Here is a 24,715-nt window from a genome sequence, read left to right as displayed (position 1 = left end):
CCGCTGAACAGGTACCGTCGAGGGTGTGGAGAACACCCCCCAGAAGGCTAAGAAGCGACACCGCCCGGCGCTGATCGCTCTCGTCGCGGTGGCCGCGCTGGTGTGCGTGGGGATGGGTTGGTGGCAGCTCGACCGGTTCGAGTCCGCCTCGGGAACCGCGCAGAACCTCGGTTACGCGCTGCAGTGGCCCGTCTTCGGGATCGCCTTCGTCTGGGCGTACCGCCGCTTCGTGATGCTCGAAGCCGATCCCGACGCGGTGGAACACGAGCGCGCCCGCAGCGGCCCCACCGAAATCCCCGCCGGCATCCTGCCGGAACGGCCGACCGCCGCCGATCCGTCGATCGCGGCCGTGGCCGACGCCGACGATCCGGCCCATGCCGACTACAACCGTTACCTCGCGGGGATCGGCGACCAGCCCGCGCCCCGCCCCTCGGAAAAGGATCAAGAGTGACCGACACGCCCGAAACCACCACCGCGTCCGAGACCGCCGAGACGCAGCAGCCCCGGGTGACCGCGTCGGCGGCCTCCATCCGGACGTCCCTGCAGCGCTTCCGCGTGCTGGCCTGGATCACCGGCGTCTGGCTGCTGGTGCTGGTGGCCGAGATGATCGCCAAGTACGGCTTCGGCGTGGAGGGCCTGGAGTGGATCGGCCCCGTGCACGGCGCGATCTACTTCCTGTACTTCCTGATGACCCTGGACCTGGCGATGAAGGTGCGCTGGTCGATCTGGAAGACGTTCCTCACCGTGCTCGCGGGCACCATTCCCCTGCTGTCGTTCTGGGTGGAGCACATCCGCAACATCGAGGTGCGCGAGCGTTTCCAGCTCTGACCTGGGATAACAAGACTACCCTCGGGTAGCACTTCCGATTACTTGGATGTCCTAGTATATTTCCGGGCATGGCTGATCTTCGTTCCATTCCCCACTTCCTCAACGGCACCCGCGTCGACGCCCCCGACGCCCGACAGGCCGACGTCTACGACCCCAACTCCGGCGCCGTCGTCGCCACCGTGCCCCTGGCCTCGACCGCCGACGTCGCCGCCGCCATCGACTCGGCGTCGAAGGCGCAGCGCGAATGGGCGAGCTGGAATCCGCAGCGCCGGGCCCGCGTGCTGATGCGTTTCGTGGACCTGGTCAACGCCGAGATCGACGAACTGGCCACCACCCTGTCGCTGGAGCACGGCAAGACCCTGGCCGACGCCCGCGGCGACATCCAGCGCGGCCTCGAGGTGATCGAGTTCGCCATCGGTATCCCGCACCTGATCAAGGGCGAGTACACCGAGGGTGCAGGCACCGGTATCGACGTGCATTCGGTGCGCCAGCCGCTCGGCGTGGTCGCCGGCATCACCCCGTTCAACTTCCCCGCCATGATCCCGCTGTGGAAGGCCGGCCCGGCGCTGGCCTGCGGCAACGCCTTCATCCTCAAGCCCAGCGAACGCGATCCGTCGGTGCCGGTGCGCCTGGCCGAGCTGTTCACCGAGGCCGGTCTGCCCGACGGCGTCTTCCAGGTGATCCACGGCGACAAGGAGTCAGTGGACGCCCTCATCGAGCACCCCGACGTCAAGGCCCTCGGCTTCGTCGGCAGCTCGGACATCGCCCAGTACATCTACACCGGCGCGGCCGCGCAGGGTAAGCGCTCGCAGTGCTTCGGCGGCGCCAAGAACCACGCCATCGTGCTGCCCGACGCCGACCTGGACATGGTGGCCGACGCCCTCCTCGGCGCCGCCTACGGCAGCGCCGGCGAACGCTGCATGGCCCTGTCGGTGGCCGTGCCGGTCGGCGCCGACACCGCCGACCGCCTGCGCGAGAAGATGGTCGAGCGCATCGCCGGCCTGCACGTGGGCCACAGCCTCGATCCCCGTTCGGACTACGGCCCGCTGGTGGCCCAGTCGGCACTGGACCGGGTCAACCACTACCTCGACCTGGGTGTGCAGGAAGGGGCCGAGCTGGTCATCGACGGCCGCGGCTCGGGCGCCGCCGAGGCCGAGTTCGAGGGCACCGACCTGACCAAGGGCTTCTTCGTCGGCCCCAGCCTGTTCGACCACGTGACCCGCGACATGTCCGTCTACACCGACGAGATCTTCGGACCGGTGCTGGTGATCGCTCGCGCCGCCGACTACGAGGAGGCGCTGGCCCTGGCCAACGACCATCAGTACGGCAACGGCGTCGCGATCTTCACCAATGACGGTGAAGCCGCCCGCGACTTCGCCGCCCGCGTCGAGGTCGGCATGGTCGGCGTCAACGTGCCGATCCCGGTCCCGGTGGCCTACCACACCTTCGGCGGCTGGAAGCGCTCCGGTTTCGGCGACCTCAACCAGCACGGTCCCACGTCGATCCAGTTCTACACCAAGACCAAGACCATCACCTCGCGCTTCCCGTCGACGGCGGTGCGCACCGGTCAGGTCAGCAGCTCCGAGGGTGCCGAGTTCGTCATCCCGACGATGAAGTAGTCGGCGATGCACGGATACACCGACGCCGACCTCTGCGCCGACGATCGGGAGATCGTTGCTGCCGCCGCCGACTTCGCGGACCGCAAGATCGCTCCCCACGCCCTGGAGTGGGATGCCAAGGCCCACTTCCCCGTCGAAGAGCTGCGCCAGGCCGGGCAGCTGGGCATGGGGGCGATCTACTGCGACGTCGAGCACGGCGGCTCCGGCCTGCGCCGGCTCGACGGCGTGCGGATCTTCGAGCAGCTCGCCTACGCCGATCCGGCGGTCGCGGCCTTCCTCTCGATCCACAACATGTGCGCCTGGATGATCGACGCCTACGGCACCGATGCGCAACGCGCGCACTGGGTTCCGCGGCTGGCCACGCTCGACACCATCGCGAGCTACTGCCTCACCGAACCCGGCGCGGGCTCGGACGCGGCCGCGCTGAGCACCCGTGCCCGGCGCGACGGCGACAGCTACGTGCTCGACGGGGTCAAGCAGTTCATCTCCGGCGGCGGCCGCTCGGACCTGTACGTGGTGATGGCCCGTACCGGCGAGGCCGGCCCCAAGGGCATCTCCACCTTCCTGGTGGAGGCCGACAGCCCGGGTCTGAGCTTCGGTCCGCCCGAGCAGAAGATGGGTTGGCACGCCCAGCCCACCGCGCAGGTGATCATGGAGCAGGTGCGCGTGCCCGCGGCGAACCTGCTCGGGGACGAGGAGGGTCGCGGCTTCGGCATCGCGATGAACGGCCTCAACGGCGGACGCCTGAACATCGCCGCCTGCTCGCTGGGCGGCGCGGAGGCGGCCTTCGACAAGGCGGCCTCCTACGTGGCCGACCGCAAGGCCTTCGGCGGCTCGCTGCTCGACGAACCCACCATCCGGTTCACGCTCGCCGAGATGGCGACCGCGCAGGCTGCGGCGCGTCTGCTGTTGGCGCGGGCCGCGCAGTCGCTCGACGACGGCGAGCCGGACAAGGTGGAGCGTTGCGCCATGGCCAAGCTCCACGTGACCGAGAACTGCCACCGGGTGGCCGATCAGGCACTGCAGCTGCACGGCGGGTACGGATATCTCCAGGAGTACGGCGTGGAGAAAATCGTGCGGGATCTGCGCGTACACCGCATCCTGGAAGGCACCAACGAAATCATGAAGGTGGTGATCGGGCGGGCGATCGCCGATCGTCACCACACCACAGGACGATGACGGAGTAGCACATGACCATTGCATTTCTCGGGCTCGGCAACATGGGCGGCCCGATGGCGGCCAACCTGGTGAAGGCCGGACACGACGTGATCGGCTTCGACGTGTCCCCGCAGGCCCGCGCCACCGCGGCCCAGCAGGGCGTGACCGCCGTCGACCGCATCCCCGATGCGGTGTCCACGGCCGACACCATCATCACCATGCTGCCCAACGGCGCCATCGTGCGCGGCTGCTACGAGGAGCTGCTGCCCTTCGTGCAGACCGGTGCGCTGCTGATCGACTCGTCCACCATCTCGGTCGACGATGCGCGTGCCCTGCACACGCTCGCGGCCGAACGCGGCCTCGAGCAGATCGACGCACCGGTCTCCGGCGGGGTCAAGGGCGCGACGGCGGGCACGCTCGCCTTCATGATCGGCGGCACCGACGAAGCGGTCGGTGCGGCCCGGTCGGTGCTCGATCCCATGGCGGGCAAGATCATCCACTGCGGCGGCTCCGGCGCCGGTCAGGCCGCCAAGCTGTGCAACAACATGTTGCTGGCGGTGCAGCAGATCGCCGTCGCCGAGGCCTTCACGCTGGCCGAGAAGCTCGGTCTGCAGGATCAGGCGCTCTACGACGTGATCACCGGCGCCACCGGAAACTGCTGGGCCATCGAGAGCAACTGCCCGGTCCCCGGCCCGGCACCGGCGTCGCCGGCGAACAACGATTTCGCCCCCGGCTTCGCCGCCGCCCTGATGAACAAGGATCTGGGGCTGGCGATGGACGCGGTGGTCTCCACCGGAGCGCGGGCTCCGCTCGGCGAGCACGCGGCGCAGATCTACCGCGTCTTCTCCGACCGCTTCCCGAATCTGGACTTCAGCGCGGTCATCAACACACTGCGCTGACCCACCGGGCACCGCACCACCGGCGACGCCGGCGACTACCGATTCAGTAGTCGCCGGCGTCGCGGCGTAGGGAGTCGATCGCGCCGATCAACGCGTGCACTTCGTCGGCGGCCATGCCGGGGCGATCGAAGACTTCCTCGTTCAGCACCACCGACGCACGCTCGACCAGCTCGCGTCCGCTGTCGGTGATCTCCACCAGCGTCACCCGGCCGTCGCTCGGGTGGGGCTCCCGCCGGACCAAGCCGGCATCCTCGAGCCGCCGGATCCCGTGCGTCACGCTGCTCACGTGCACCTGCAGCCGATCGCTGGCCTTGGTGATCGGCAACGAACCCGAGCGCGAGAAGGCAAGCAGCCGAAGCAGTTCGAACCGCGAGAAGCTCAGGTCGAAGGGGCGCAGCGCCGCCTCCACTCGAGCCAGCAAGATCTGGTGCGCACGCATCACCGAGGTCACCGCGGTCATGCCGACCGCCGAATCGGTCCACCCCGCGCGTTCCCAGTTGGCCCGCGCGGCGGCGATCGGATCGTCGGTCATCACGCGCCTCGGGCTCCGGGATCGGGGGCCAGCGACCGCAGTGCCGGCACCAGCTTCGCCAGCGCCCGGCCCCGATGGCTGAGCGAATCCTTCTCCGCCGCAGTCAATTCCGCGGAGGTGCGGCCGGCGGCCACCTCGTCGTCGGACACGAACAGCGGGTCGTAGCCGAAGCCGTTGGCACCCCGGGGTGCGGTGAGCAGACGTCCCCGCCACTCCCCGCGCGCCACCGCGTCCTCCCCGCCGGGCTGCACCAGCGCGCACACGGAGACGAAGGCCGCCCCGCGTCGCGCCGTCGGCACGTCGCGCAGCTGCGCCAGCAGCAGTTCGTTGTTGGCCTCGTCGCCCTTGCCCCCGCTCCAACGCGCCGAGAGCACCCCGGGCATCCCGTTGAGGGCGTCGACGGCGAGACCGGAATCATCGGCCAGCGTGGGCAGACCCGTCGCCGCCACCCCGGCCCGCGCCTTGATCAGCGCGTTCTCCTCGAAGCTCGCGCCGTCCTCCACCGGCTCCGGATAGGCGGGCACGTCGCCCAGACCCACCACCTGGAGACCGACGATGCCGGCCGACTCCACCACGCGGCGCAGTTCGGCCAGCTTCTTGGCGTTGTTGCTGGCCAGCAGGACCTTGGTCATCGACGGATCACTCGGCGGACGGAAGCTCGCCGGGGTACGGCAGCGCCAGCGCCTCGCGCTGGGCCACCACCAGCCGGTCCACGCCCTCCATGGCGACGTCGAGCAGCTTGTCGAGGGTGGCCCGCGGGAAGGTGGCGCCCTCGCCGGTCCCCTGGATCTCCACGAAGGTGCCGGCGTCGGTGGCCACCACGTTCATGTCGACCTCGGCGCGCGAATCCTCCTCGTAGGGCAGGTCCAGGCGCACGCGCCCGTCCACCACGCCCACGCTGACGGCGGCGATGACGCAGCTCAACGGCTGCGGGTCGGTGAGCTTACCGGCCGCACCCAGCCAGGTGACGGCGTCGGCCAGCGCCACGTAGGCACCGGTGATGGCCGCGGTGCGGGTACCGCCGTCGGCCTGCAGCACGTCACAGTCGATCGCGATCGTGTTCTCCCCGAGCGCGGCCAGGTCGATGCAGGCGCGCAAGGACCGGCCGATCAGGCGGCTGATCTCGTGGGTGCGTCCACCGACCTTGCCGCGCACCGACTCTCGGCTCGACCGCTCATGCGTGGCGCCGGGCAGCATGGCGTACTCGGCGGTGAGCCAGCCCTCCCCGGAGCCCTTGCGCCAGCGCGGGACGCCCTCGGTCACCGAGGCGGTGCACAGCACCCGGGTGTTGCCGAAGGCGACGAGAACCGAACCCGCCGGATTGCTGGTGAAACCTCGGGTGAAACTGATGGGCCGCAGCTCGTTGTCGGCGCGGCCGTCTGCTCGTGTGGTCACGCCGTCGATCCTATCCCGACGCCCGTCGATACCACCGGCCGCCGCTCATCCACCGCGTCAGCCCGGGAACGGCGGACGCACCTCGATGACCTGTCCCTGGTGCACCACCTGCAGCGGGCCCTGATAGTGCGCGCCGGCCTCGTCGAGGATGGCGTCCACGTCGCACCACGGCACGATGTGGGTCAGCGCCAGCGAACGCGCCTGCGCCCGGGTCGCGAGCATCCCGGCCTCCACCCCCGACAGGTGCAGGTCCGGCGGACGCACCGCCGGGTCATGGGTCCAGGAGGCTTCGCACAGGAACAGATCCGCGTCCCGGGCCAGCTCCACCACCACGTCGGAGTAGCCGGTGTCGCCGCTGTAGACGAGGACCTCCCCGTCGGGCCCGGTCACGCGCAGGCCGAAGGTGCACGGCGGGTGACTGACCTTGAACGGTTCGATGTGCAGCCCGTTCAAGGTGATCGGCGAGCGGTCCACCCACTCGTGCACGTCGTAGGTGTCGGTGATGTCGTCGATCTCTCCCGGATACTCCGAGGAGGCCGCGCCGATCCGCAGGGCCGTATCCGGCGGACCGTAGAGCGGGGAACGCTCGACGGCCGGGGTCGGGGCCCAGCGCCGCCACACCAGCATCGCGGGCAGGTCCAGGCAGTGATCGGCGTGCAGGTGCGAGAGCAGTACCGCCACCTTGTTCGGGTCGGCGTGTTCGAGCAGTTCGCCGAACACGCCGTGCCCGCAATCGATCAGGACCGGATCGTGCCCTTCGGCCTGCAACAAATACCCCGAGCACGCCGCTCCGGGTCCATTCACACTGCCGGAGCAACCGAGGACCGTCAACCGCATGGCCCCACTCTGCCACGCCGCCCGAATCAGGCCGCGCGAAACCCCGGCCTTGATCGAAAGTCGGTGCACCGGCGTGCGAGGGCACCGCGCACCCGACGACGCGCGGACGTCCGCGGCCCATAGCCGATGTTCTTGGGACACACTGCAATACGCTGACGACATGCATCATCGGCAGAGACGCCGAGGCCGAGTTCATTCGAGACCTGCAGACCAGCTTCGCCGGCGACCCGAACATCGGCGAGTTGTGGAAGAAGATCCTCCTCAAGCAGGAGATCGGACCGCAGGACCGCTACGCGATGAGCAGTTACCTCACCTTCTTCGAGACGCTGCACCTGCTGCACATGCGCGGGGCACTGGACTTCGAACTCACCGATGAGCTGTTCCGCAATCGCTTCTTCAGCGCCGTCGGTCACCCCGCCGTCGCCGGGGCCACCCTGTTGAAGGACCCGAACTCGTTCACCAACATCACCGCCCTGATGCACGACTGGACGCGCTACATCATGGCCAACGACATCCCGACGCCGGTGGGCTACCCGAACTATCTGACCCTCACCGCGACCAGCCGCGGCTTCGAACCGGTCGACCTGGGCCCCGACGATCTGGCCGACTTGCTCGAACTACAGGCGGCCACGCTCACCATGCTGCAGGGTTCGCCGGTGCTGCGCGAGAACAGCGCGGCGATGTTCACCGCCTGCCTGACCGATCCCGACCATCACGTGCTCGGGTGGCGCAAGGACGGTCGTCTGGTCGCCGCAGCCATCCTGTACGACGGCGGGACCAGCGCGGAGAGTATCCGCCGGTACACCACCTCCGACCCGGAGGCACTGGCCGCCTCGATCAACCTGAAGCTGGTCATCACCCGGGACGGCTTCACCCGCGCCAACCTGAGCCGCAGCTTGATTCTGCAGCTGGAGCAGATCGCCGTCGGCCGCGGCAAGGACGAGATCCTCGCCACCATCCACCCGCAGAACGCGGCCAGCCGCGCCCTCTTCGGGTCGCTCGGCTACCGCCAGATCGGCAAGGCGTCCACCGGTTACGGCACCCGCCTGATCTATCGGCGCGCGCTCACGGCGGCTACAGCCGATCGACAGCGGTCACAAACGCCGTGGCCTTCGCTTCGAAGTTGACGTATTCGTCGTAGCTGGGCGCGCCCGGGGACAGCAGCACCGCGTCGACGTCCAGCCCCGACGCCAGGCGCACCGCGTCCTCCAGGTCGGCGGCCCGGTGCACGCGAGCCGGGCGCGCGGCCGCGTAACCCTGGCCGATCTTGGCCCCGTTGGAGGGGATCTGAATCAGGTCCACCGACCGCGAGCCGGCGAGCAGGAAGTCGTCGAGGTCGCGATAGGAGATGCCGCGGTCCATTCCGCCGACGATCACCGCGACCGGCCGATCGGCAGGCATCGCCGTCAGGGCCACCACCACGCTGTCCGCGGTGGTCGCCAGGGTGTCGTCGATCCACCGCTTCCCGGCAGCCCGCCGCACCACCTCCAGCCGGTGCGGCAGCGCCGTGAACGAGTCCAGGGCGTCGAGGATCTCCGCCGCGGTGAGTTCGCGCCCGAGCGACGCCTCGACGGCGAGCACCGCCAGCTGGCCGTTCGGCTGGTTGTGCGGATACCGCATCGTCGAGGCCGGATCGATCGTCTCGATCGACGGCCACCGGTCGGTGATCGCCTCTTCGGTGACCACGGTCGGCGGGAAGTCCACGGCGGGCCCGGCCAACTCGCGCAGCTGGCGCAGTGCCTGGTGCTCGCAGATCAAGATCTGCGCGCCGCGATCGAAGATGCGCGCCTTGGCCCGCACGTACTCCTCGACGCCGCCGTGCCAGTCCAGGTGGTCCTGCCCGAGGTTGGTGAGCACGGCGATCCGCGGCGACCGCGCGATCGCGGCGCACTGCTGGCTGGAGATCTCGGCCACCACGGTGAGGCCCGCATCGTCGGGCACGTCCAGCAGCGGCAGCCCGATGTTGCCGGCGGCGACCGCGGCGACACCGAGTCGGCTCAGCACGTGCGCGGCGAACGAGGCCGTGGTGCTCTTACCCTTGGTCCCGGTGACGCCGATGACCGCATCGGCGGCCGCGGACAGGAACAGATCGGTGGCCGAGGAAATCGGCACCCCGCTCGCCCGCAGGTCGACGGCGGCCGGATGGAACCAGGGCACCCCGGGACTGACGAACACCCGGTCGCAGGTGGAGAACTCCGTCAGGTACTCGTCGCCGGAGAGCAGACGGACCGTCGGACCGAGGTCGGCGGCCTCGGCGGCGACGGCCGCGTCGACGACGACCACCTCCCGCGCCCCGCTGGCCACCGCCGTCTGCGCTACCGCGCGACCTTCCCGGCCGAACCCCCAGACGCCGATGCGGGCGTTCCCGAGCTCACCTCGATACGAGCGCATCGAACACCTTCGCGTAGTGGGCGGGGACGTTGCCCGCTCCGACGATCGGCGCCTTGTCGGCGGCGATCTCGTGCAGGCGCGGGCGCTGCCCGGCCAGCTCGGCGACCACCTCGTCGTCGCACCAGGCGTCGTCGTCCATGAGGTCGACCAGGGCCTCGGCGACCTCCGCGTAGTCGCCGACGCACTCGAACGGCTTGTGCTTGGCCAGCCCGGCCAGCTCGCGGTAGAGCGCGAGATTGGCCGGCCGGTCGAGCGGGTCGACGGCGAAGATCTCCGTCAGGCGCGCCTTCTCGATCCGCGGCGCCAGGATCACGAACACGAACAGGCACTTGGCGCATTCGCCGCACCACCGGGCACGCCGGCGGGTCGGGTCCAGCGCGAAGGACCGGTTGCAGCTGATGAACACGTCGAAGTACTCGGGGTGGTCCTTGAAGCGCTCGGCGATCTCCGACTCCGGCAGCGCCCGCAGCAGCGAGAAGTACCGGTCCGACGACATCCCGTAGGCGGCGAGCGTCGCGCGCAGCAGGGTCTCGTAGACGATGCTCTTGGACCACTGGTGGTTGATGTCGAAGCCGTGCCACACCAGGTTCTCGATATCGGCGGACTGTTCGTTGGAGAAGATCACCGAGCCCAGACCCATCAGGTCGGCGGCGAGCAGGCCCACCACGCTGTTGATGGCGGTCACCGGGATGTGTCCGTTGTACGCGCCCGCGCTGTTGAGTTCGCCGATCTTGGGGTCCAGGCGCCGACGCACGCGCACCGAGGCCATCCCGCTGACCGCGATGGTGTCGTCGATGGGCTGATACTGGTTGACGCTGAACAGCACCGGCGCGAAGCCGCCGGCCTTGAGCGCCTCGATGGTGACGATGGAGTCCTTGCCGCCGCCGACCGCCACCAGGGGCGGCGCGGCGATGTCCCAGTCCCGGGGCCGCTCGTCGGCGGCGTCGTCGGCGCGCAGCCGGTCGGCGACGATGGTCGGGACGAGCGCGTCCGGCAGATCGTTCTCGTAGGCGAATTCACCGAGCCCGCCGCGGATCACCGCGGCCAGATAATCCACCTCGAACTGCGCCACCGGGAAACGGATCTCCACCGTCGACGGCGCGGCCATCTTGTAGTAGCTCACGCACGCCGACAGTGCGAGCAGTCGCATCAGCGACGGATTCGGGACGCCGGCGGCACCGGTCTCGGTGAAGTCGAAGACCTCGGTGAAGGCGATCGGCTCGGCGTCCGGACCCTCCAACGCGTAGTGGGTCTCGATCCGTCCGTCGACGGCGTCGTAGCCGGTCAAGGCGAAAACGGTGAAGGCTTCGGGAGCAAATGCCCGGGGCGAACTCATGCGTTCCAGCCTACCCGGTGCCGCCCCCGCGACCGCTTGTCACCTGGGCCCGGCCGTCACCTGCGCGGTCCGGCCACCCGAGACCCGCTTGTCCACCCCGGACAGCATCCAGGCCGCCAGCACGCCCCCCAGCGCGCCGCACAGGTGGCCCTGCCAACTGACGGTCCCGCCCTGCGGCAGCACGCCCCACAGCATCCCGCCGTAGACCGCCAGGAGCACCAGCCCGCCGAGCACCTGCCAGATGTGCCGATTGAACAGCCCGCGCACCAGCAGATAGGTGAGCCAGCCGAAGACGATGCCCGAGGCGCCGACGGTCACCGTGCCGGCCGGCGCGAGCAACCACACCCCGAAACCGGAGACCACCCAGACCACCGCGGTGACCGCCAGGAAGCGGCCCGCCAGCAACAGCAGGAATCCCAGGATCGCACCGGGAATCGCGTTCGCGATCAGGTGGGCGAAATCCACGTGCAGAAACGGCGCCCACAGGATTCCGGTCAGGCCGGACACCGAGCGCGGCGCGATCCCCTCCTGATCCAGGGCGTAGTCGCCTGCGGCATCGATCGCCTCGACCACGAACAGCCCGGCGATGATCACCGCCATGATGAGCGCGCTGCGCTGCCAGGCGGGTCGGGGCCGGCGGTCCGCCGCGCGCGCGGGCGCCGTCATCGCCGCCCGGCCAGCGCCGAGCCGAGCACGTCCCGGTAGGCCGGGATCGCACCCACGCCGGTGGCCGCGAGCACCGCGGACACCACCGCGCGCTGGGTCACCGTCGCCGCCGCCGCGCACAGCGCCGCCACGACCGGCGCGGCCGCACTCATCCCCGGCGGCATCGGCACCGCCGTCTCCGCGTCGGCGGTCGCGGTGCCGGTGGCCACCGCGAACAGCGTGTCACCGTCCATCGGCGAATGCGCGGGACGGATCGCCCGGGCCAGGCCGTCGTGCCCGGCCATCGCCAGGCGCCGGGTATCGGCCACCGACAGCTCCGCGTCGGTGGCGATCACGCCGATCGTCGTATTGAGCACCGTGCCCTTGGCGAGCAGGTCCGCGTGCGCGGCCACCTCGGCCGGATCGGGCTCGCGGAGTCCGTGATGGTCCAGGTCGTCGCGCCCCCAGGGCAGGCCGGTCGCCGGGTCGATCACGGCGCCGACCGGGTTGGCCACCACCAGCGCACCGACGGTCATGCCGCGCGCGGGCCCGTCGGGCAGCGTCAGCGAGGCCGTCCCCACCCCGCCCTTGAGCGCCCCGGCGCGGGCACCGGTGCCCGCGCCCACACTGCCGATCGCGAAGTCCTCCGCCGTCGCCGCCAGGGCCCGCGCGCCGAAGTCCGCATCCGGGCGGCACTCCCAGGCGCCGACCGGCAGATCGAAGATCACCGCGGCCGGCACGATGGGCACCACGTGACCGAGCAGATCCATGGGCAGTCCGCGGCCCGCGCCCTCCAGCCCGGCCATCACCCCGTCGGCGGCGGCCAGCCCGTAGGCGCTGCCGCCGGTCAGCACGATCGCGTGCGCGCCGAGCACGGTGTTCACCGGGTCGAGCAGGTCCGTCTCCCGGGTGCCGGGTCCGCCGCCCCGCACATCCACCGCGGTCTTCGCGCCGTCGGGCACCCAGACCACGGTGGTGCCGGTGGCCCATCCGACGCCGGGCTCGGTGAGGCCGCCCACCGTCACCTCGTCGTCGAGCCGCTGCGCATGGCCCACCCGCATCCCGGCCACCTGGGTGAGGCGATCGCCCGCGCGCGCGGGCACCCCCGCCGTCACGGCGCCATCAACGCTTCGACGAGCAGTTCCTGGACCACGGTCAGCCACTGATAGACGTCGAAATGCCCGGCATGGGGATCCTCCGGGTCGGGGCACTGGTAGTCGTCGCTGATCCCGAGCATCGCCCCCAGCGCCAGCCGCACGTCGTTGAGCGCGGTCAGCCATTCGTGGGCCTGGTCGGCGGTGAGCGCCACGTCGCCGCCGCCGTCGGGCAGCGTCTCCAGCACCACGCGGCCGGCCGCCAGCTTGGTCTCGATGATCTGCGGTTCGTTCAGGCTGCGCAGGGCGCCGTTGAGGTCGGCCACCACGGTGCCGACCGCCCACAGCTCGTCCTGGTCGGGCCGGTGGAAGTCGGGCAGGAGCCGGCCCAGGGTCAGATCCCGCGGCGCGGTGGTGTGGCCGGTGCGGATGCCGGTGAGTTCGGCCAGCGCGTCCTGCGGCGCCGAACCGTCCCGTTCGGTGAGGAGCTCGGTGGTCGACAGCACCATCGAGGCGATCAGCTGACACTCGTAGCTCTCCAGATTGGAGCAGATCCGCAGCTGCGCGCCACTGCCCCGGCGAGTCCAGGTCCGCATCAGGAATCGTGCTGCATCGTCGCCCACAGGCCGGCCGCATGCAGCTTGCTGACGTCGGCTTCCATTTGCGCCCGGTCACCGGCCGACACCACGGCCTTGCCCTCGTGGTGCACCTGCAGCATCAGTTCGTTCGCCTTCGGCTCGGGATAGCCGAAGACTCTCTGAAAGACGTAGGAGACGTAGTTCATCAGGTTCACGGGGTCGTCCCAGACGATGGTCACCCAGGGCCTGTCCACCACCGCTACGGGTTCGGCGACCGCCGTACCGGTGCCGGTACCGGGTGCCGCTTCTTCAAGCGCCATGAGTTATAGGGTAGCGAACGTGACCAGTACCGCGCTGCTGACCGATCAGTACGAGCTCACCATGGTCTCCGCGGCGCTGGCCGCCGGGACCGCGGACCGACGGTGTGTGTTCGAGGTCTTCGCCCGACGATTGCCCGACGGCCGCCGCTACGGCGTGGTGGCCGGCACCGAGCGCCTCCTCGACGCGCTGACGGACTTCCGGTTCGGCCCGGCCGAACTCGACGCGGTGCGCGACGTGGTCGACGCGCCCACCCTGGACTGGCTGGCCGACTACCGCTTCACCGGCGACATCGAGGGCTACGCCGAGGGCGAACTGTACTTCCCCGGCTCCCCCGTTCTGACGGTGCGCAGCGGCTTCGCCGAGGGCGTAGTCCTGGAGACCCTCGCCCTGTCGATCCTCAACCACGACAGCGCGGTCGCCTCGGCCGCCGCGCGCATGGTCACCGCCGCCGCCGGACGGCCGATCATCGAGATGGGCTCGCGGCGCACCCACGAGCGCGCGGCGGTCTCCGCTTCGCGCGCCGCGTACCTCGCCGGGCTCACCGCCACCAGCAACCTGGAAGCCGCCCGGACCTACGGCGTGCCGAGCGCGGGCACCGCCGCGCACGCGTGGACCCTGCTGTTCACCGGGGCCGAGGGCAACGACGAGCGTGCCGCTTTCGCCGCGCAGATCGCCGGTCACGGCGTCGGCACCACCCTGCTGGTGGACACCTACGACATCACCGCCGGCGTGCGCAACGCCATCGACGTCGCGGGCACCGACCTGTACGCGGTGCGCATCGATTCCGGCGACCTCGGTGTGCTGGCCCGACAGGTCCGCCAGCAGCTCGACGACCTGGGCGCCACCGAGACCAAGATCGTGGTCTCCGGCGACCTCGACGAGTACGCGATCGCCTCGCTGCGCGCCGAGCCGGTGGACGTCTACGGCGTCGGCACCTCGCTGGTGACCGGCAGCGGCGCCCCCACCGCGGGCATGGTCTACAAGCTCGTGGAGGTCGACGGCATCCCGGTGGCCAAGCGTTCGAGCAACAAGCAGAGCCAAGGCGGCGCCAAGCGCGCCGTGCGCACCGCCCGCGACACCGGCACCGTCGTGGAGGAGATCCTGTACCGCGACGGCACCGCCCTGCCCGCGTCGGCCACGGGTACGCTGAACACCCGTGAACTGCAGATCCCGCTGGTCCGCGGCGGCGAGCGAGTAGCCGACGTGCCCTCGCTCACCGATTCGCGCAGCCACCTGGCCCGCGGCCTGGTGAGCCTGCCCTGGGAGGGCCTGGGCCTCAGTCACGGCGATCCGGCCATCGGAACGCGCTACCTCAACCCACCGGAGGCCCCATGAGTCGCGACGCGCATCGCGCACTGATCGTCGTCGACGTCCAGAACGACTTCTGCGAGGGCGGCGCCCTCGCGGTGCTCGGCGGCGGCGCCGTCGCCGGGGCCTGCACGCAGCTGATGCGGGAGTACACCACCGTCGTGGCCACCCGCGACTACCACATCGACCCGGGCGACCACTTCTCCGAGACGCCCGACTACGTCGACTCCTGGCCCCCGCACTGCGTGGTCCACACCGACGGCGTCGGCTTCCACCCGGAACTGGACACCACCCGCTTCGACGCGGTCTTCGACAAGGGCGCCTACACCGCGGCCTACTCCGGCTTCGAGGGCACCACCGGCGAGGGCATCTCGCTGGCGGACTGGCTGCGCGCCCACCGCATCACCGAGGTCGACGTGGTGGGTCTGGCCGCCGACCACTGCGTGCGCGCCACCGCGCTCGACGCCGCCCGGGAGGGCCTGACCACGCGGGTGCTGTTGAACTTCACCGCCGCCATCGCGACCGCCACCTGGGCGCGCGCCGGCGACGAGATGCTCGCCGCGGGCATCGACCTGGTCGGCGATCTGCTGTACACGGGTGCCGACAGCGAGTGAGCGACCTGCCCGACGTTCCCAGCCTCCTGGCCTCCGCGGTGACCGCTCTCGGCGGTTCCCGACGCGACGGCCAGGTTCAGATGGCCACCGCGGTGGCCGAGGCCATCGACGACGGCCACCACCTGGCCGTGCAGGCCGGCACCGGCACCGGCAAGTCGCTGGCCTACCTGGTGCCGGCGCTCCGGCACGCCGTCGACTCCGGTGAGACCGTGGTGGTCTCCACCGCGACCATCGCGCTGCAACGCCAGCTGACCGATCGCGATCTGCCGCGTCTGCGCGATGCGGTGACCGATCCGCTGGGCCGCGCGCCAGCCTTCGCCATCTTGAAGGGGCGGGCCAACTACCTGTGCCTGAACAAGATTCACTCCGGCGCCGCGGAGGAGCCGGAGACCGAGCTGTTCGACGCCTTCGAGCTCTCCCGGATGGGCCGCGACATCACCCGCCTGCGCGAGTGGTCCTCGGACACCGAGACCGGCGACCGCGACGATCTGAGCCCCGGTGTGGACAACCGGTCGTGGCGGCAGGTCAGTGTCAGTTCCCGCGAGTGCATCGGCGCCGTCGCCTGCCCGTACGGGGAGGACTGCTTCGCCGAGGCCGCGCGCCGTCGTGCCGCCGAAGCCGACGTGGTGGTGACCAACCACGCCATGCTCGCCATCGACGCGATGAGCCCGGCCACCATCCTGCCCGAGCACCGGGTGGTGGTGATCGACGAGGCGCACGAATTGGTCGACCGCATCACGTCGGTCTCCACCGAGGAGATCTCCGGCGTCGGCCTCACCTACGTGACGCGGCGGGCCGGAAAACTGATCTCCACCGAGACCGCCGAGACCCTCGCCGGGGTCTCCGAGCAGCTCGAGGCGCTGCTCGATGAGGCGCGGGTGGGTGAATGGACCCGGCTGCCCGGCGGCGCCGCCGAACTCCTCGCCGGTCTGCGCGACCGACTGTGGGAGGCGCGCACCGAGATCGAGCCCAGCTCCGGCGGGGCCGCGGCCGGTGACCCCGATGCCGCGGCGGCGCGCCAGATGGCGGTCAGCGCCCTGGAGAACCTGCACGACACCGCCGTGCGCATCCTCGGAGTGTTCGCCGAGCCCGACGTGACCAAGCGCCGCGACGTGGTGTGGGTGGCCGAGGAACGCCTCCGCGGCGGCGACACGCGCCGCGCGCTGTACATCGCTCCGCTGTCGGTGGCCGGGCTGCTGCGGACGTCGCTGTTCACCGATGCCACCGTCATCCTGACCTCCGCGACGCTCACCATCGGCGGCAATTTCAACGCACTCGCCCGAACCTGGGGGCTGCCCCCGCAGGAGAACCCCGACGAGACCGCAGCCGGCAAGACCGCAGCCGGCAAGACGGCAGCCGGCAAGACCGACGGGGCCAAGCCGGTGCTGGCCGACGTCGCCGGCGGCGCGCGCACGCAGTGGCGCGGCCTGGACGTCGGTTCCCCCTTCGACTACCCGCGGTCGGCGATCCTCTACGTGGCCCGCCGCCTGGCCCCGCCCGGACGGGACGGCCCGGCGCCGGCCACCCTGGACGAGATGGTCGAGCTCATCACCGCGGCCGGCGGCCGCACCCTGGGCTTGTTCTCCTCCATGCGCGCGGCCACCCAGGCGGCCGAGGCGTTGCGCGAGCGCGTGTCGTTCCCGATCCTCTGCCAGGGCGACGACACCACCTCCACCCTGATCGAGCGGTTCGCCGCCGACGAGGGGACCTGCCTGTTCGGCACCCTCTCGCTGTGGCAGGGCGTCGACGTCCCCGGACCGTCGCTGCGTTTGGTACTGATCGACCGGATTCCGTTCCCGCGGCCCGACGACCCGCTGCTGGCCGCGCGCCAGCGTGACATCGATGCGCACGGCGGCAACGGTTTCCTCGCCGTCTCGGCCAACCACGCGGCGCTGCTGTTGGCGCAGGGCGCGGGGCGGCTGCTGCGCGCCGACGGCGATCGCGGCGTAGTGGCCGTTCTCGACTCGCGGCTGGCCACCGCGCGGTACGGCGGCTACCTCATCGCCGGCCTGCCGCCGTTCTGGCGCACCACCGATCCCGCGCCGGTACGCGCCGCGTTGCGCCGACTCGACACCGGCGCCGCCCCGTCGTGACCGCCGAACTCCCCCTCTGGGAGCGCCAGGGCGCCTTTCCCCGGCCCGGCGCCGACGGCACCGACTTTCACCTCTGGGCCCCCAACGCCCGCGCGGTGACCGTCTTCGGCGACTTCGACCAGTGGCACGGGCAGGCGCACCCGATGACCCGGGGCGCCGACGGCATCTGGTCGGCCACCGTCGCGGACGCCGGCCCCGGCACGCACTACAAGTACCGCGTCACCGGCGCCGACGGCGTGGTCCGCGACAAGGCCGATCCGCTGGCCCGGGCCGCGCAGTGTCCGCCGGAGACCGCATCGGTGGTGACCGCCCCGTCGTCGTACGTCTGGACCGACGACGAGTGGCTCGCCCGGCGGGCCGAGACCGACCACACCGCCGCGCCGATGGCCATCTACGAGGTGCACCTGCCGTCGTGGCGTCCCGGACTCGGGTATCGCGACGTCGCCCGCGAGCTGGCCGACCATGCGGTGGCGCACGGCTTCACGCACGTGCAGCTGCTGCCCATCACCGAGCATCCCTACGGGGGTTCGTGGGGCTATCAGGTGGGCTCGTTCTTCGCGCCCACCGCCCGTCTGGGGACGCCGGACGACTTCCGCGCGCTCGTCGATCATCTGCACGGCCGCGGCCTGGGCGTGCTCCTGGACTGGGTGCCCGCCCACTTCCCCAAGGATCCGTTCGCGCTCGGCCGGTTCGACGGCACCCCGCTCTACGAGCACGCCGATCCGCTGCGCCGCGAGCAGCCCGACTGGGGCACCTACGCCTTCAACCTCGGGCGTCCGGAGATCCGGGAGTTCCTGATCGCCAGCGCCGTCTACTGGTGCCGGCAGTTCCACCTCGACGGTCTGCGGGTGGATGCCGTCGCCGCGATGCTCTACCTGGACTATTCGCGCGAGCCCGGCCAGTGGCGACCCAATGCGCGCGGCACCCACGAGAACGACGAGGCCGTCGCCTTTCTCCGCGACCTGAACGACGCCGTGCACCGGGCCGTCCCCGGCGCGGTGATGATCGCCGAGGAGTCGACGGCCTGGCCGGGGGTCACCGCCCCCACCGCCCGCGGCGGCCTCGGCTTCGACTACAAGTGGAATCTCGGCTGGATGAACGACGTCCTGGCCTTCGTCGCCCACCCGCACGCCGAGCGCCGCCGGGCCCACGAACGCCTGGTCTTCTCGCTCACCTACGCCACCGCCGAACGCTTCATCCTGCCGTTGAGCCACGACGAGGTGGTGCACGGCAAGGGCACCCTCTGGACGCGGCTGCCCGAGGGTTCGCAGCGCGCGGCCGGCGTCCGGGCCCTGCTGGCCTACCAGTGGAGTCATCCGGGAGCGAAGCTGCTATTCATGGGGCAGGAGTTCGGCCAACGCGACGAATGGTCCGACGTCCGCGGCCCCGACTGGGACCTGCTCGACGATCCGCAGCACGCCGGGATCGCGCGGGTCGTCGCCGACCTCAACCGGCTGTACCGCACCTACCCGGCGCTGCACGCGCTGGACGGCCACGTCGACGGCTTCTCGTGGCTCGACGCCACCGACACCACCAACAGTGTGATCGGTTTCCTGCGTCTGGGGCCCGCACCGAGCGCGCCGGGCCACACGGTGGCGTGCGTGTTCAACTTCTCCACGCGCGACCTGTACGACTATCGGCTCGGCCTGCCGTACCCCGGCAGGTGGCGGGAGATCTGCAATACCGGTGCCGCCGATTACGCCGGCCTCGGCGTGGGGAACCTCGGCGGCGTCCACACCGAGCCGGTACCCAGCCACGGACGACCGGTGAGCGCCCGACTGACACTGCCGGCCGAGTCCGCGGTGTTCTTCACCCCGGACCCGACCGGCAGTCGGTGATCAGAACCGACGGGCAGTCGGTGATCAGTTCAGTCAGTACAGCGCGACGGCGAGCTTGCGCCGTGCGGCCACCACCAGCGGGTCGGCCGGATCGAAGAGCTCGAACAGCTCCAGCAGACGCGCGCGGGCGCGATCCTTGTCGTCGCCGAAGGTGCTGCGCACCACCGCGAGGATCCGGTCGAAGGCCGCCTCGTTCTGCTGGCTGAGCAGCAGCACATCGGCGGCGGCGAACTGCGCGTCGATGTCTCCGGGCGCCGCCAGCTCCACGATGCTCGGATCGTGCGCCTGCGCCCGCATGATGAAGTCGAGATTGCGCACCGTGGCGCGCGCCTCCGGATGGTTCGGCTCCGACTCGAGGATGGTCCGGTACACCGCGAGCGCCCCGTCGACGTCGCCGTCGTTCATCAGCTGCTCGGCGGCCACCATCCGCGGATCCTCCGGCTCGGCCGCGGGCGCCGGAGCCCCGCCGCCGACCTTGCTGACGATCTCGTCGATCCAGCCCTGGATCTGTGCCTCCGGCTGCAGGCCGTTGAAGGCCGAGACCGGCTGTCCACCGGCCAGCGCCACCACCATCGGCACCGACTGCGCACCGAAGGCCTGCGCGATGCCCGGGCTGGCGTCCACGTCGACCCGCGCGAGGGTCCACTGCCCGCCCGCACGCTGGGCCATCGCGGCCAGCATGGGCGACAGCTGCGCCGACTCCGGTGCCCAGTCGGCCCAGAGCTCGACGATCACCAGTCCGCGGGTCGAGCGCTCGATGACCTCGGTCTCGAACGTCGCGTCGACCACGTCGACGACGGCGCCGCCGCCGCTCGCCGGGGCACTCGCCCCGCTGGCGGCCCGGCTGGTCTCGGCCTTCGCGGCCAACGTCGACAGGTCGACGGCACCGGCCATCGCACCGGGAGACTGCATGCCGGCCGCGGGCCGACGATTCCTCGGATTAGTCACACCGACAGTCTTTCATGCCCGTCCTCCGACTCGTCGGCCTCCGGTGCCGCGGCGGGCTCGTGCAGGAGGCCTTCCCGCTGGGCCCACCACTCGAAGAGCAGCGAGCAGAACGGCGGAATGGACGACAGCAGCGCCAGCGCGGTGACCTTCCGGTTCCACTCCAGCTCCCCCGCGGCCCGGAAGACGATCGCCACGAAGGCCACGAAGGCGATGCCGTGCAGCGTGCCGGGCACCATCGTGGCCGAACCGATGCCTCCGGCCCGCTTGACGATCATGCCGATGATCAGCAGGCCCCAGGTGATCGCCTCGATGAGGGCGATCAGGCGGAACCGCGAGGCCGGGTGCTTCATGTCCAGCCAACGCTCCGACCAGCTCCCGGTGGTCTCGGTCGTGGGGTTGTCGGTCTGGCTATCGGTACTCATCTGCGCGTCATCCATCGTCAAGGGTTCGTCGTTCGTCGGTTACGTATGTGTTCTCGGTCGGGACCGGATTAGGCCTTGGGCACACGCACGATCAGGGCATCGCCCTGGCCGCCGGCACCGCACAGTGCCGCCGCGCCCACGCCGCCACCGCGACGCTTGAGCTCGTTGGCCAGGTGCAGCACGATCCGCGCACCGGAGACGCCGATCGGGTGACCCAGCGCGATCGCGCCGCCGTTGACGTTCACGATCTCCGCATCCAGGCCCAGCTTGCGGGTGGACGCCAGGCCCACCGCGGCGAAGGCCTCGTTGATCTCGACCAGGTCCAGGTCGGTCGCCGCGATGCCCTCGCGCTCACAGGCCTTGGCGATGGCGTTAGCCGGCTGTTCCTGCAGCGACGAGTCCGGGCCCGCGACGACGCCGTGCGCGCCGATCTCGGCCAGCCACTCCAGCCCCAGCTCCTGCGCCTTGGCCTTGCTCATCACCACGACGGCGCAGGCGCCGTCGGAGATCTGCGAGGCGTTGCCGGCGGTGATGGTGCCGCCCTTGCGGAAGGCCGGACGCAGGCCGCCGAGCGACTCGGTGGTGGTCGCCGCGCGCACGCCCTCGTCGGCGGAGAAGACGATCGGGTCGCCGCCGCGCTGCGGGATCTCCACGGGCACGATCTCGGCGTCGAACGCGCCGCTGGAGGCGCCGGCCGCGGCCAGCCGGTGGCTACGCGCGGCCACCTCGTCCTGCTGCTCCCGGGTGAAGCCGTCGGTGTCGTTGAAATCCTCGGTCAGTCCGCCCATCGGCTGATCGGTGAAGGCATCGTGCAGGCCGTCGAAGGCCATGTGGTCCACGAGCTCGGTGTTGCCGTACTTGAAGCCGCCGCGGCTGCCGGGCAGCAGGTGCGGAGCCTGGGTCATCGACTCCTGGCCGCCGGCCACCACGCACTCGAACTCGCCGGCCCGGATCAGCTGATCGGCCAGGGCGATGGCGTCGATGCCCGACAGGCACATCTTGTTGATGCTCAGCGCCGGGACGTCCCAGCCGATACCGGCCTTGACGGCGGTCTGGCGCGCCGGCATCTGGCCCGCGCCCGCGGTGAGCACCTGGCCCATGATCACGTAGTCGACCTCGGAGGCCGGCACCCCGGAACGCTCGAGCGCGCCCTTGATGGCGATGGCGCCCAGGTCGACGGCCGAGAAGTTCTTGAGCGAACCCATCAGACGACCGAACGGCGTGCGAGCGCCCGAGACGATGACGGTGGTGTTTTCGGACATCTGAACTCCTGAAGAATGAGGGACCATACAGCGCCCGCAACAAGGACCTCGCAGCAGGGCACTTTTGGGTCAACGCTACCGTGGTTACATGAGCAATTCAGCATCGGAAGACGTGAACCGCACCACTGGCGCACTGCAGAATGTGGCCGACCTCGTGGTCGGCATCGACCACGTCGGCATCGCGGTGCCCGACCTGGATGCCGCCCTCGAGTGGTACCGGACCAACCTGGGCTTCGAGAACCTCCACGAGGAAGTCAACGAGGAGCAGGGCGTCCGCGAGGCCATGGTCGGACCGGCCGGCTCCACGGGCGCTCTCATTCAGCTGCTCGCCCCGTTGAACGAGCAGTCGACGATCGCCAAGTTCCTCGACCGCAGCGGCCCGGGCCTGCAGCAGATGGCCGTCCGCGTGACCGACCTCGACGCGGTCGCCGCCGTCCTCACCGCCAACGGCGTCCGACTGCTGTACCCGGCGCCCAAGCGCGGCACCGCCGACTCGCGGATCAACTTCGTCCATCCCAAGGACGCCGGCGGGGTGCTCCTGGAACTGGTCGAACCCTCCACCGCCCACTGACGCCGAGGGGCGTCGGGGCCCCCGATCGTCGAGTCACACCAGTCCCATCGTTACCAAACCGCAGCACAACACGCCGCGTGTGCTACGGCAGATCACTGTGCGGCGGGCCTAATGTTGCCTTCATGTCAGCTCCCGGTCAGCGTCAAAGCCCCTTCCCCATCGTCATGCGCGGCTACGACCGCGATCAGGTCACCGACCACATCCGTCAGCTCGAAGCCGATCTGGCGATGATGGCCTCCGACCGCGACTCGGCGCACGCCCACGCCGACGACCTGCTCGGGCACCTCGAGCAGGCGCGCGGACGTATCCGCGGCCTGCAGGACGACGTCGACGCCTTGTCGGCACCGCCGACCACGGTCACCGGCATGAGCGAGCGACTGTCCCGCATGCTCACCCTGGCCACCGAGGAGGCCGCGGAGATCCGCACCACCGCCCGCGACGAGGCCGACGAGCTGGTCTCGGTGGCCCGGCAGCAAGCGGCAGACCTCCGCAGCGATGCGAGCAGCGATGCCGCGCGCACGGTCGAACTGGCCGCCCAGCAGGCCGACAAGACGATCACCGACGCCGAGGCACGGGCCGCGGAGATCGACGCCGACGCCGAAGAGGTCCGCCAGTTCTCCCTGCGCGACCGCGCCGAGGCCGAACGCCAGATCGCCGAGATGCTGGCGACGGCCAAGGCTCGGGCCGAGGCCCTCGTCGCCGCCGCCGAGGACGACGCCGCCGGTCTGCGCGGCGCCGCCCACCACATCGCGGCCGCCCGCCTGGCCCGCTCGCGGGATCTGGCGCAGGCCGCCAATGAGGCGCACACCCAGATCCTCGACCACCTCGACGCGCTCGGCGCCCACCTCGCCGCCCTGCCCGGCGCACTGGCCCTCTCCGACGACGAGCAGGCCCTGGTGCAGACCACCGAGACCGACGACCTGGAACTGCTCAACCGCACCCTGGTGGGCCGCGATCGCTTCGAGGCCGACGCCTGGGCGCCCGGCCTGGAGAGCACCGACGTCCTCGACGCGGTCGACAGCGAGTACGACGAGGACGATCTCCTCACCGACTTCGGCGGCACCACCGACGGCCCCGCTCGGGCTTCCGCCTGAGCCCACCCCGAACACTCGGGAAAGGACTGTTCCCGCGAACCGACCTCTCGGCTCGCGGGAACAGTGCATCGGGGGTCGTTCGCGCGCAACCCGCTCAGAAGAGGCGGAACTCGGTGCTCTCCGTGCCGCGCAGACGGTCGTAATCGAGGGTCACGCACCGGATACCGCGGTCGGTCGCCAGCGTCTTGGCCTGCGGCTTGATCTGCTGAGCGGCGAAGATCCCGGCCACCGGGGCGAGCGTCGCATCTCGATTCAGCAGCTCCAGGTAGCGGGTCAGCTGCTCCACGCCGTCGATCTCCCCGCGGCGCTTGATCTCCACCGCCACCGTCTGTCCGTCGGCGTCTCGACAGAGCAGGTCCACCGGGCCGATCGCGGTCATGTATTCGCGACGGATCAGCGTGTACCCGTCCCCCAGGGTCTGCACGTGCTCGGCGAGCAGTTCCTGCAGGTGCGCCTCCACGCCGTCCTTGACCAGGCCCGGATCCACGCCCAGCTCGTGTGAGGAGTCGTGCTCGATGTCGTTCACGGTGATGCGCAGCTGCTCGCCGGCCTTGTTCTCCACCACCCACACCGCCTGCGCCTCGCTACCCTCCGGCGCCGGCTCCTCGGTGAGCCAGCACGGCGGGCTCATCCAGTTCAAGGGCTTGTAGGCACGATCGTCCGCGTGCACGCTGACCGAGCCGTCGGACTTGATCAGCAGCAGCCGGCGGGCCATCGGGAGATGAGCGGTCAATCGGCCGACATAATCGACCTGACATTCAGCAATCACGAGTCGCACGCCCGCCAGCGTAACGGTGCGCGCTCGCAGCTCGCCGACGGGGGGTGCAGATGCGAAAAGCCCCCGAACCACGAGGGTTCGGGGGCTTTTCAAGTTGTGTTCGGCGGTGTCCTACTCTCCCACACTGATTAGGGTGCAGTACCATCGGCGCTGG

Annotated in this window: 26 protein-coding genes; 12 read left to right on the top strand and 14 right to left on the bottom strand. The window is 70.6% G+C overall.

Annotated elements, in window-relative coordinates:
• The first annotated feature begins 25 nt into the window (after positions 1-25).
• From ACFFJD_RS13640 to mmsB, 5 genes are all read left to right on the top strand, one after another.
• Entirely contained in the window at positions 26-451 is a 426-nt protein-coding gene (locus tag ACFFJD_RS13640; RefSeq protein ID WP_382365049.1) for a transcriptional regulator, read from the top strand.
• On the top strand, positions 448-828 hold the full coding sequence (locus tag ACFFJD_RS13635; protein ID WP_382365047.1) for a DUF3817 domain-containing protein: 381 nt from the start codon (positions 448-450) through the stop codon (positions 826-828). The genes ACFFJD_RS13640 and ACFFJD_RS13635 overlap by 4 nt, the downstream gene beginning before the upstream one ends.
• Before the next feature lie 68 nt (positions 829-896).
• Positions 897-2,447, top strand: coding sequence for a CoA-acylating methylmalonate-semialdehyde dehydrogenase (locus ACFFJD_RS13630; protein WP_382365044.1), 1,551 nt, complete (start codon positions 897-899; stop codon positions 2,445-2,447).
• Positions 2,448-2,453: 6 nt separating this feature from the next.
• A complete protein-coding gene (locus ACFFJD_RS13625) occupies positions 2,454-3,626 on the top strand; it encodes an acyl-CoA dehydrogenase family protein (RefSeq protein WP_382365042.1) in 1,173 nt (390 codons plus the stop codon).
• Positions 3,627-3,637: 11 nt separating this feature from the next.
• Positions 3,638-4,504, top strand: coding sequence for a 3-hydroxyisobutyrate dehydrogenase (gene mmsB, locus ACFFJD_RS13620; protein ID WP_382365039.1), 867 nt, complete (start codon positions 3,638-3,640; stop codon positions 4,502-4,504).
• Between the two features lie 43 nt (positions 4,505-4,547).
• Here the strand turns inward: mmsB and ACFFJD_RS13615 are convergent, their stop codons facing one another.
• Genes ACFFJD_RS13615 through ACFFJD_RS13600 form a run of 4 tightly spaced genes read right to left on the bottom strand, consistent with a single transcriptional unit; the run spans position 4,548 to position 7,268 of the window.
• Positions 4,548-5,036: a MarR family transcriptional regulator gene (locus tag ACFFJD_RS13615; protein ID WP_382365037.1), complete on the bottom strand. Its 489-nt coding sequence runs from the start codon at positions 5,034-5,036 to the stop codon at positions 4,548-4,550.
• On the bottom strand, positions 5,036-5,668 hold the full coding sequence (gene rdgB, locus ACFFJD_RS13610; RefSeq protein WP_382365035.1) for an RdgB/HAM1 family non-canonical purine NTP pyrophosphatase: 633 nt from the start codon (positions 5,666-5,668) through the stop codon (positions 5,036-5,038). The genes ACFFJD_RS13615 and rdgB overlap by 1 nt, the downstream gene beginning before the upstream one ends.
• A gap of 7 nt (positions 5,669-5,675) precedes the next feature.
• A complete protein-coding gene (rph, locus tag ACFFJD_RS13605; protein WP_382365033.1) occupies positions 5,676-6,431 on the bottom strand; it encodes a ribonuclease PH in 756 nt (251 codons plus the stop codon).
• A 57-nt stretch (positions 6,432-6,488) separates the two neighbouring features.
• Positions 6,489-7,268: a cyclic nucleotide-degrading phosphodiesterase gene (locus tag ACFFJD_RS13600; RefSeq protein ID WP_382365031.1), complete on the bottom strand. Its 780-nt coding sequence runs from the start codon at positions 7,266-7,268 to the stop codon at positions 6,489-6,491.
• A 242-nt stretch (positions 7,269-7,510) separates the two neighbouring features.
• Between ACFFJD_RS13600 and ACFFJD_RS13595 the strand changes: the two genes are divergently transcribed.
• Complete coding sequence (locus ACFFJD_RS13595; protein WP_382365029.1) at positions 7,511-8,395, top strand: GNAT family N-acetyltransferase; 885 nt, start codon at positions 7,511-7,513, stop codon at positions 8,393-8,395.
• Here ACFFJD_RS13595 and murD read toward each other — a convergent pair.
• Genes murD through clpS form a run of 6 tightly spaced genes read right to left on the bottom strand, consistent with a single transcriptional unit; the run spans position 8,343 to position 13,632 of the window.
• Positions 8,343-9,659: a UDP-N-acetylmuramoyl-L-alanine--D-glutamate ligase gene (gene murD / locus ACFFJD_RS13590; RefSeq protein ID WP_382365026.1), complete on the bottom strand. Its 1,317-nt coding sequence runs from the start codon at positions 9,657-9,659 to the stop codon at positions 8,343-8,345. The two genes, ACFFJD_RS13595 and murD, sit on opposite strands and share 53 nt — an antisense overlap.
• Entirely contained in the window at positions 9,640-10,995 is a 1,356-nt protein-coding gene (locus tag ACFFJD_RS13585) for a MurL-like N-terminal domain-containing (RefSeq protein ID WP_382365024.1), read from the bottom strand. Before ACFFJD_RS13585 ends, murD begins: the two co-directional genes overlap by 20 nt.
• A 39-nt stretch (positions 10,996-11,034) precedes the next feature.
• Positions 11,035-11,661 carry a rhomboid family intramembrane serine protease gene (locus tag ACFFJD_RS13580; RefSeq protein WP_382365022.1) on the bottom strand — a complete coding sequence of 209 codons (627 nt, stop codon included), beginning with the start codon at positions 11,659-11,661 and terminating at the stop codon, positions 11,035-11,037.
• A complete protein-coding gene (locus ACFFJD_RS13575; protein WP_382365020.1) occupies positions 11,658-12,755 on the bottom strand; it encodes a P1 family peptidase in 1,098 nt (365 codons plus the stop codon). Before ACFFJD_RS13575 ends, ACFFJD_RS13580 begins: the two co-directional genes overlap by 4 nt.
• Positions 12,752-13,330, bottom strand: coding sequence for an oxidative stress transcriptional regulator AosR (gene aosR / locus ACFFJD_RS13570; RefSeq protein WP_382365018.1), 579 nt, complete (start codon positions 13,328-13,330; stop codon positions 12,752-12,754). Before aosR ends, ACFFJD_RS13575 begins: the two co-directional genes overlap by 4 nt.
• Positions 13,330-13,632 (bottom strand): ATP-dependent Clp protease adapter ClpS, encoded by a 303-nt coding sequence (gene clpS, locus ACFFJD_RS13565; RefSeq protein WP_382365016.1) that lies wholly within the window; start codon positions 13,630-13,632, stop codon positions 13,330-13,332. Before clpS ends, aosR begins: the two co-directional genes overlap by 1 nt.
• Before the next feature lie 19 nt (positions 13,633-13,651).
• Here clpS and ACFFJD_RS13560 point away from each other — a divergent pair, with 19 nt between their 5' ends.
• Genes ACFFJD_RS13560 through glgB form a run of 4 tightly spaced genes read left to right on the top strand, consistent with a single transcriptional unit; the run spans position 13,652 to position 19,486 of the window.
• Entirely contained in the window at positions 13,652-14,968 is a 1,317-nt protein-coding gene (locus tag ACFFJD_RS13560) for a nicotinate phosphoribosyltransferase (protein ID WP_382365014.1), read from the top strand.
• A complete protein-coding gene (locus ACFFJD_RS13555) occupies positions 14,965-15,555 on the top strand; it encodes an isochorismatase family protein (RefSeq protein WP_382365012.1) in 591 nt (196 codons plus the stop codon). Before ACFFJD_RS13560 ends, ACFFJD_RS13555 begins: the two co-directional genes overlap by 4 nt.
• On the top strand, positions 15,552-17,648 hold the full coding sequence (locus tag ACFFJD_RS13550; protein ID WP_382365010.1) for an ATP-dependent DNA helicase: 2,097 nt from the start codon (positions 15,552-15,554) through the stop codon (positions 17,646-17,648). Before ACFFJD_RS13555 ends, ACFFJD_RS13550 begins: the two co-directional genes overlap by 4 nt.
• Positions 17,645-19,486 (top strand): 1,4-alpha-glucan branching protein GlgB, encoded by a 1,842-nt coding sequence (gene glgB / locus ACFFJD_RS13545; protein WP_382365008.1) that lies wholly within the window; start codon positions 17,645-17,647, stop codon positions 19,484-19,486. The genes ACFFJD_RS13550 and glgB overlap by 4 nt, the downstream gene beginning before the upstream one ends.
• 33 nt (positions 19,487-19,519) lie before the next feature.
• Here the strand turns inward: glgB and ACFFJD_RS13540 are convergent, their stop codons facing one another.
• The 3 genes from ACFFJD_RS13540 to ACFFJD_RS13530 all read right to left on the bottom strand — a co-directional run bounded on the left by ACFFJD_RS13540 (position 19,520) and on the right by ACFFJD_RS13530 (position 22,118).
• On the bottom strand, positions 19,520-20,380 hold the full coding sequence (locus ACFFJD_RS13540) for a tetratricopeptide repeat protein (protein ID WP_382365164.1): 861 nt from the start codon (positions 20,378-20,380) through the stop codon (positions 19,520-19,522).
• Positions 20,381-20,430: 50 nt separating this feature from the next.
• A complete protein-coding gene (locus ACFFJD_RS13535; RefSeq protein ID WP_382365006.1) occupies positions 20,431-20,856 on the bottom strand; it encodes a DUF3817 domain-containing protein in 426 nt (141 codons plus the stop codon).
• A 68-nt stretch (positions 20,857-20,924) separates the two neighbouring features.
• Entirely contained in the window at positions 20,925-22,118 is a 1,194-nt protein-coding gene (locus tag ACFFJD_RS13530) for an acetyl-CoA C-acetyltransferase (RefSeq protein WP_382365004.1), read from the bottom strand.
• Positions 22,119-22,206: 88 nt separating this feature from the next.
• On the opposite strand from ACFFJD_RS13530, the gene mce reads away from it, so the two are divergent.
• Together mce and ACFFJD_RS13520 are read left to right on the top strand one after the other, a co-directional pair.
• Positions 22,207-22,689: a methylmalonyl-CoA epimerase gene (mce, locus tag ACFFJD_RS13525; protein ID WP_382365002.1), complete on the top strand. Its 483-nt coding sequence runs from the start codon at positions 22,207-22,209 to the stop codon at positions 22,687-22,689.
• Between the two features lie 122 nt (positions 22,690-22,811).
• Positions 22,812-23,783: a DivIVA domain-containing protein gene (locus ACFFJD_RS13520; RefSeq protein ID WP_382365000.1), complete on the top strand. Its 972-nt coding sequence runs from the start codon at positions 22,812-22,814 to the stop codon at positions 23,781-23,783.
• Positions 23,784-23,877: 94 nt separating this feature from the next.
• Here the strand turns inward: ACFFJD_RS13520 and nucS are convergent, their stop codons facing one another.
• The gene (gene nucS / locus ACFFJD_RS13515; protein ID WP_382364998.1) at positions 23,878-24,561 is read right to left on the bottom strand and encodes an endonuclease NucS; all 684 of its coding nucleotides are present in this window, start codon (positions 24,559-24,561) and stop codon (positions 23,878-23,880) included.
• Positions 24,562-24,715: the final 154 nt, after the last annotated feature.

The organism is Gordonia phosphorivorans (assembly GCF_042432625.1).
Lineage (GTDB): Bacteria > Actinomycetota > Actinomycetes > Mycobacteriales > Mycobacteriaceae > Gordonia > Gordonia phosphorivorans.
Note: the sequence above shows the minus strand (reverse complement) of the source record. Positions and strands in the feature narration are given on the sequence as shown.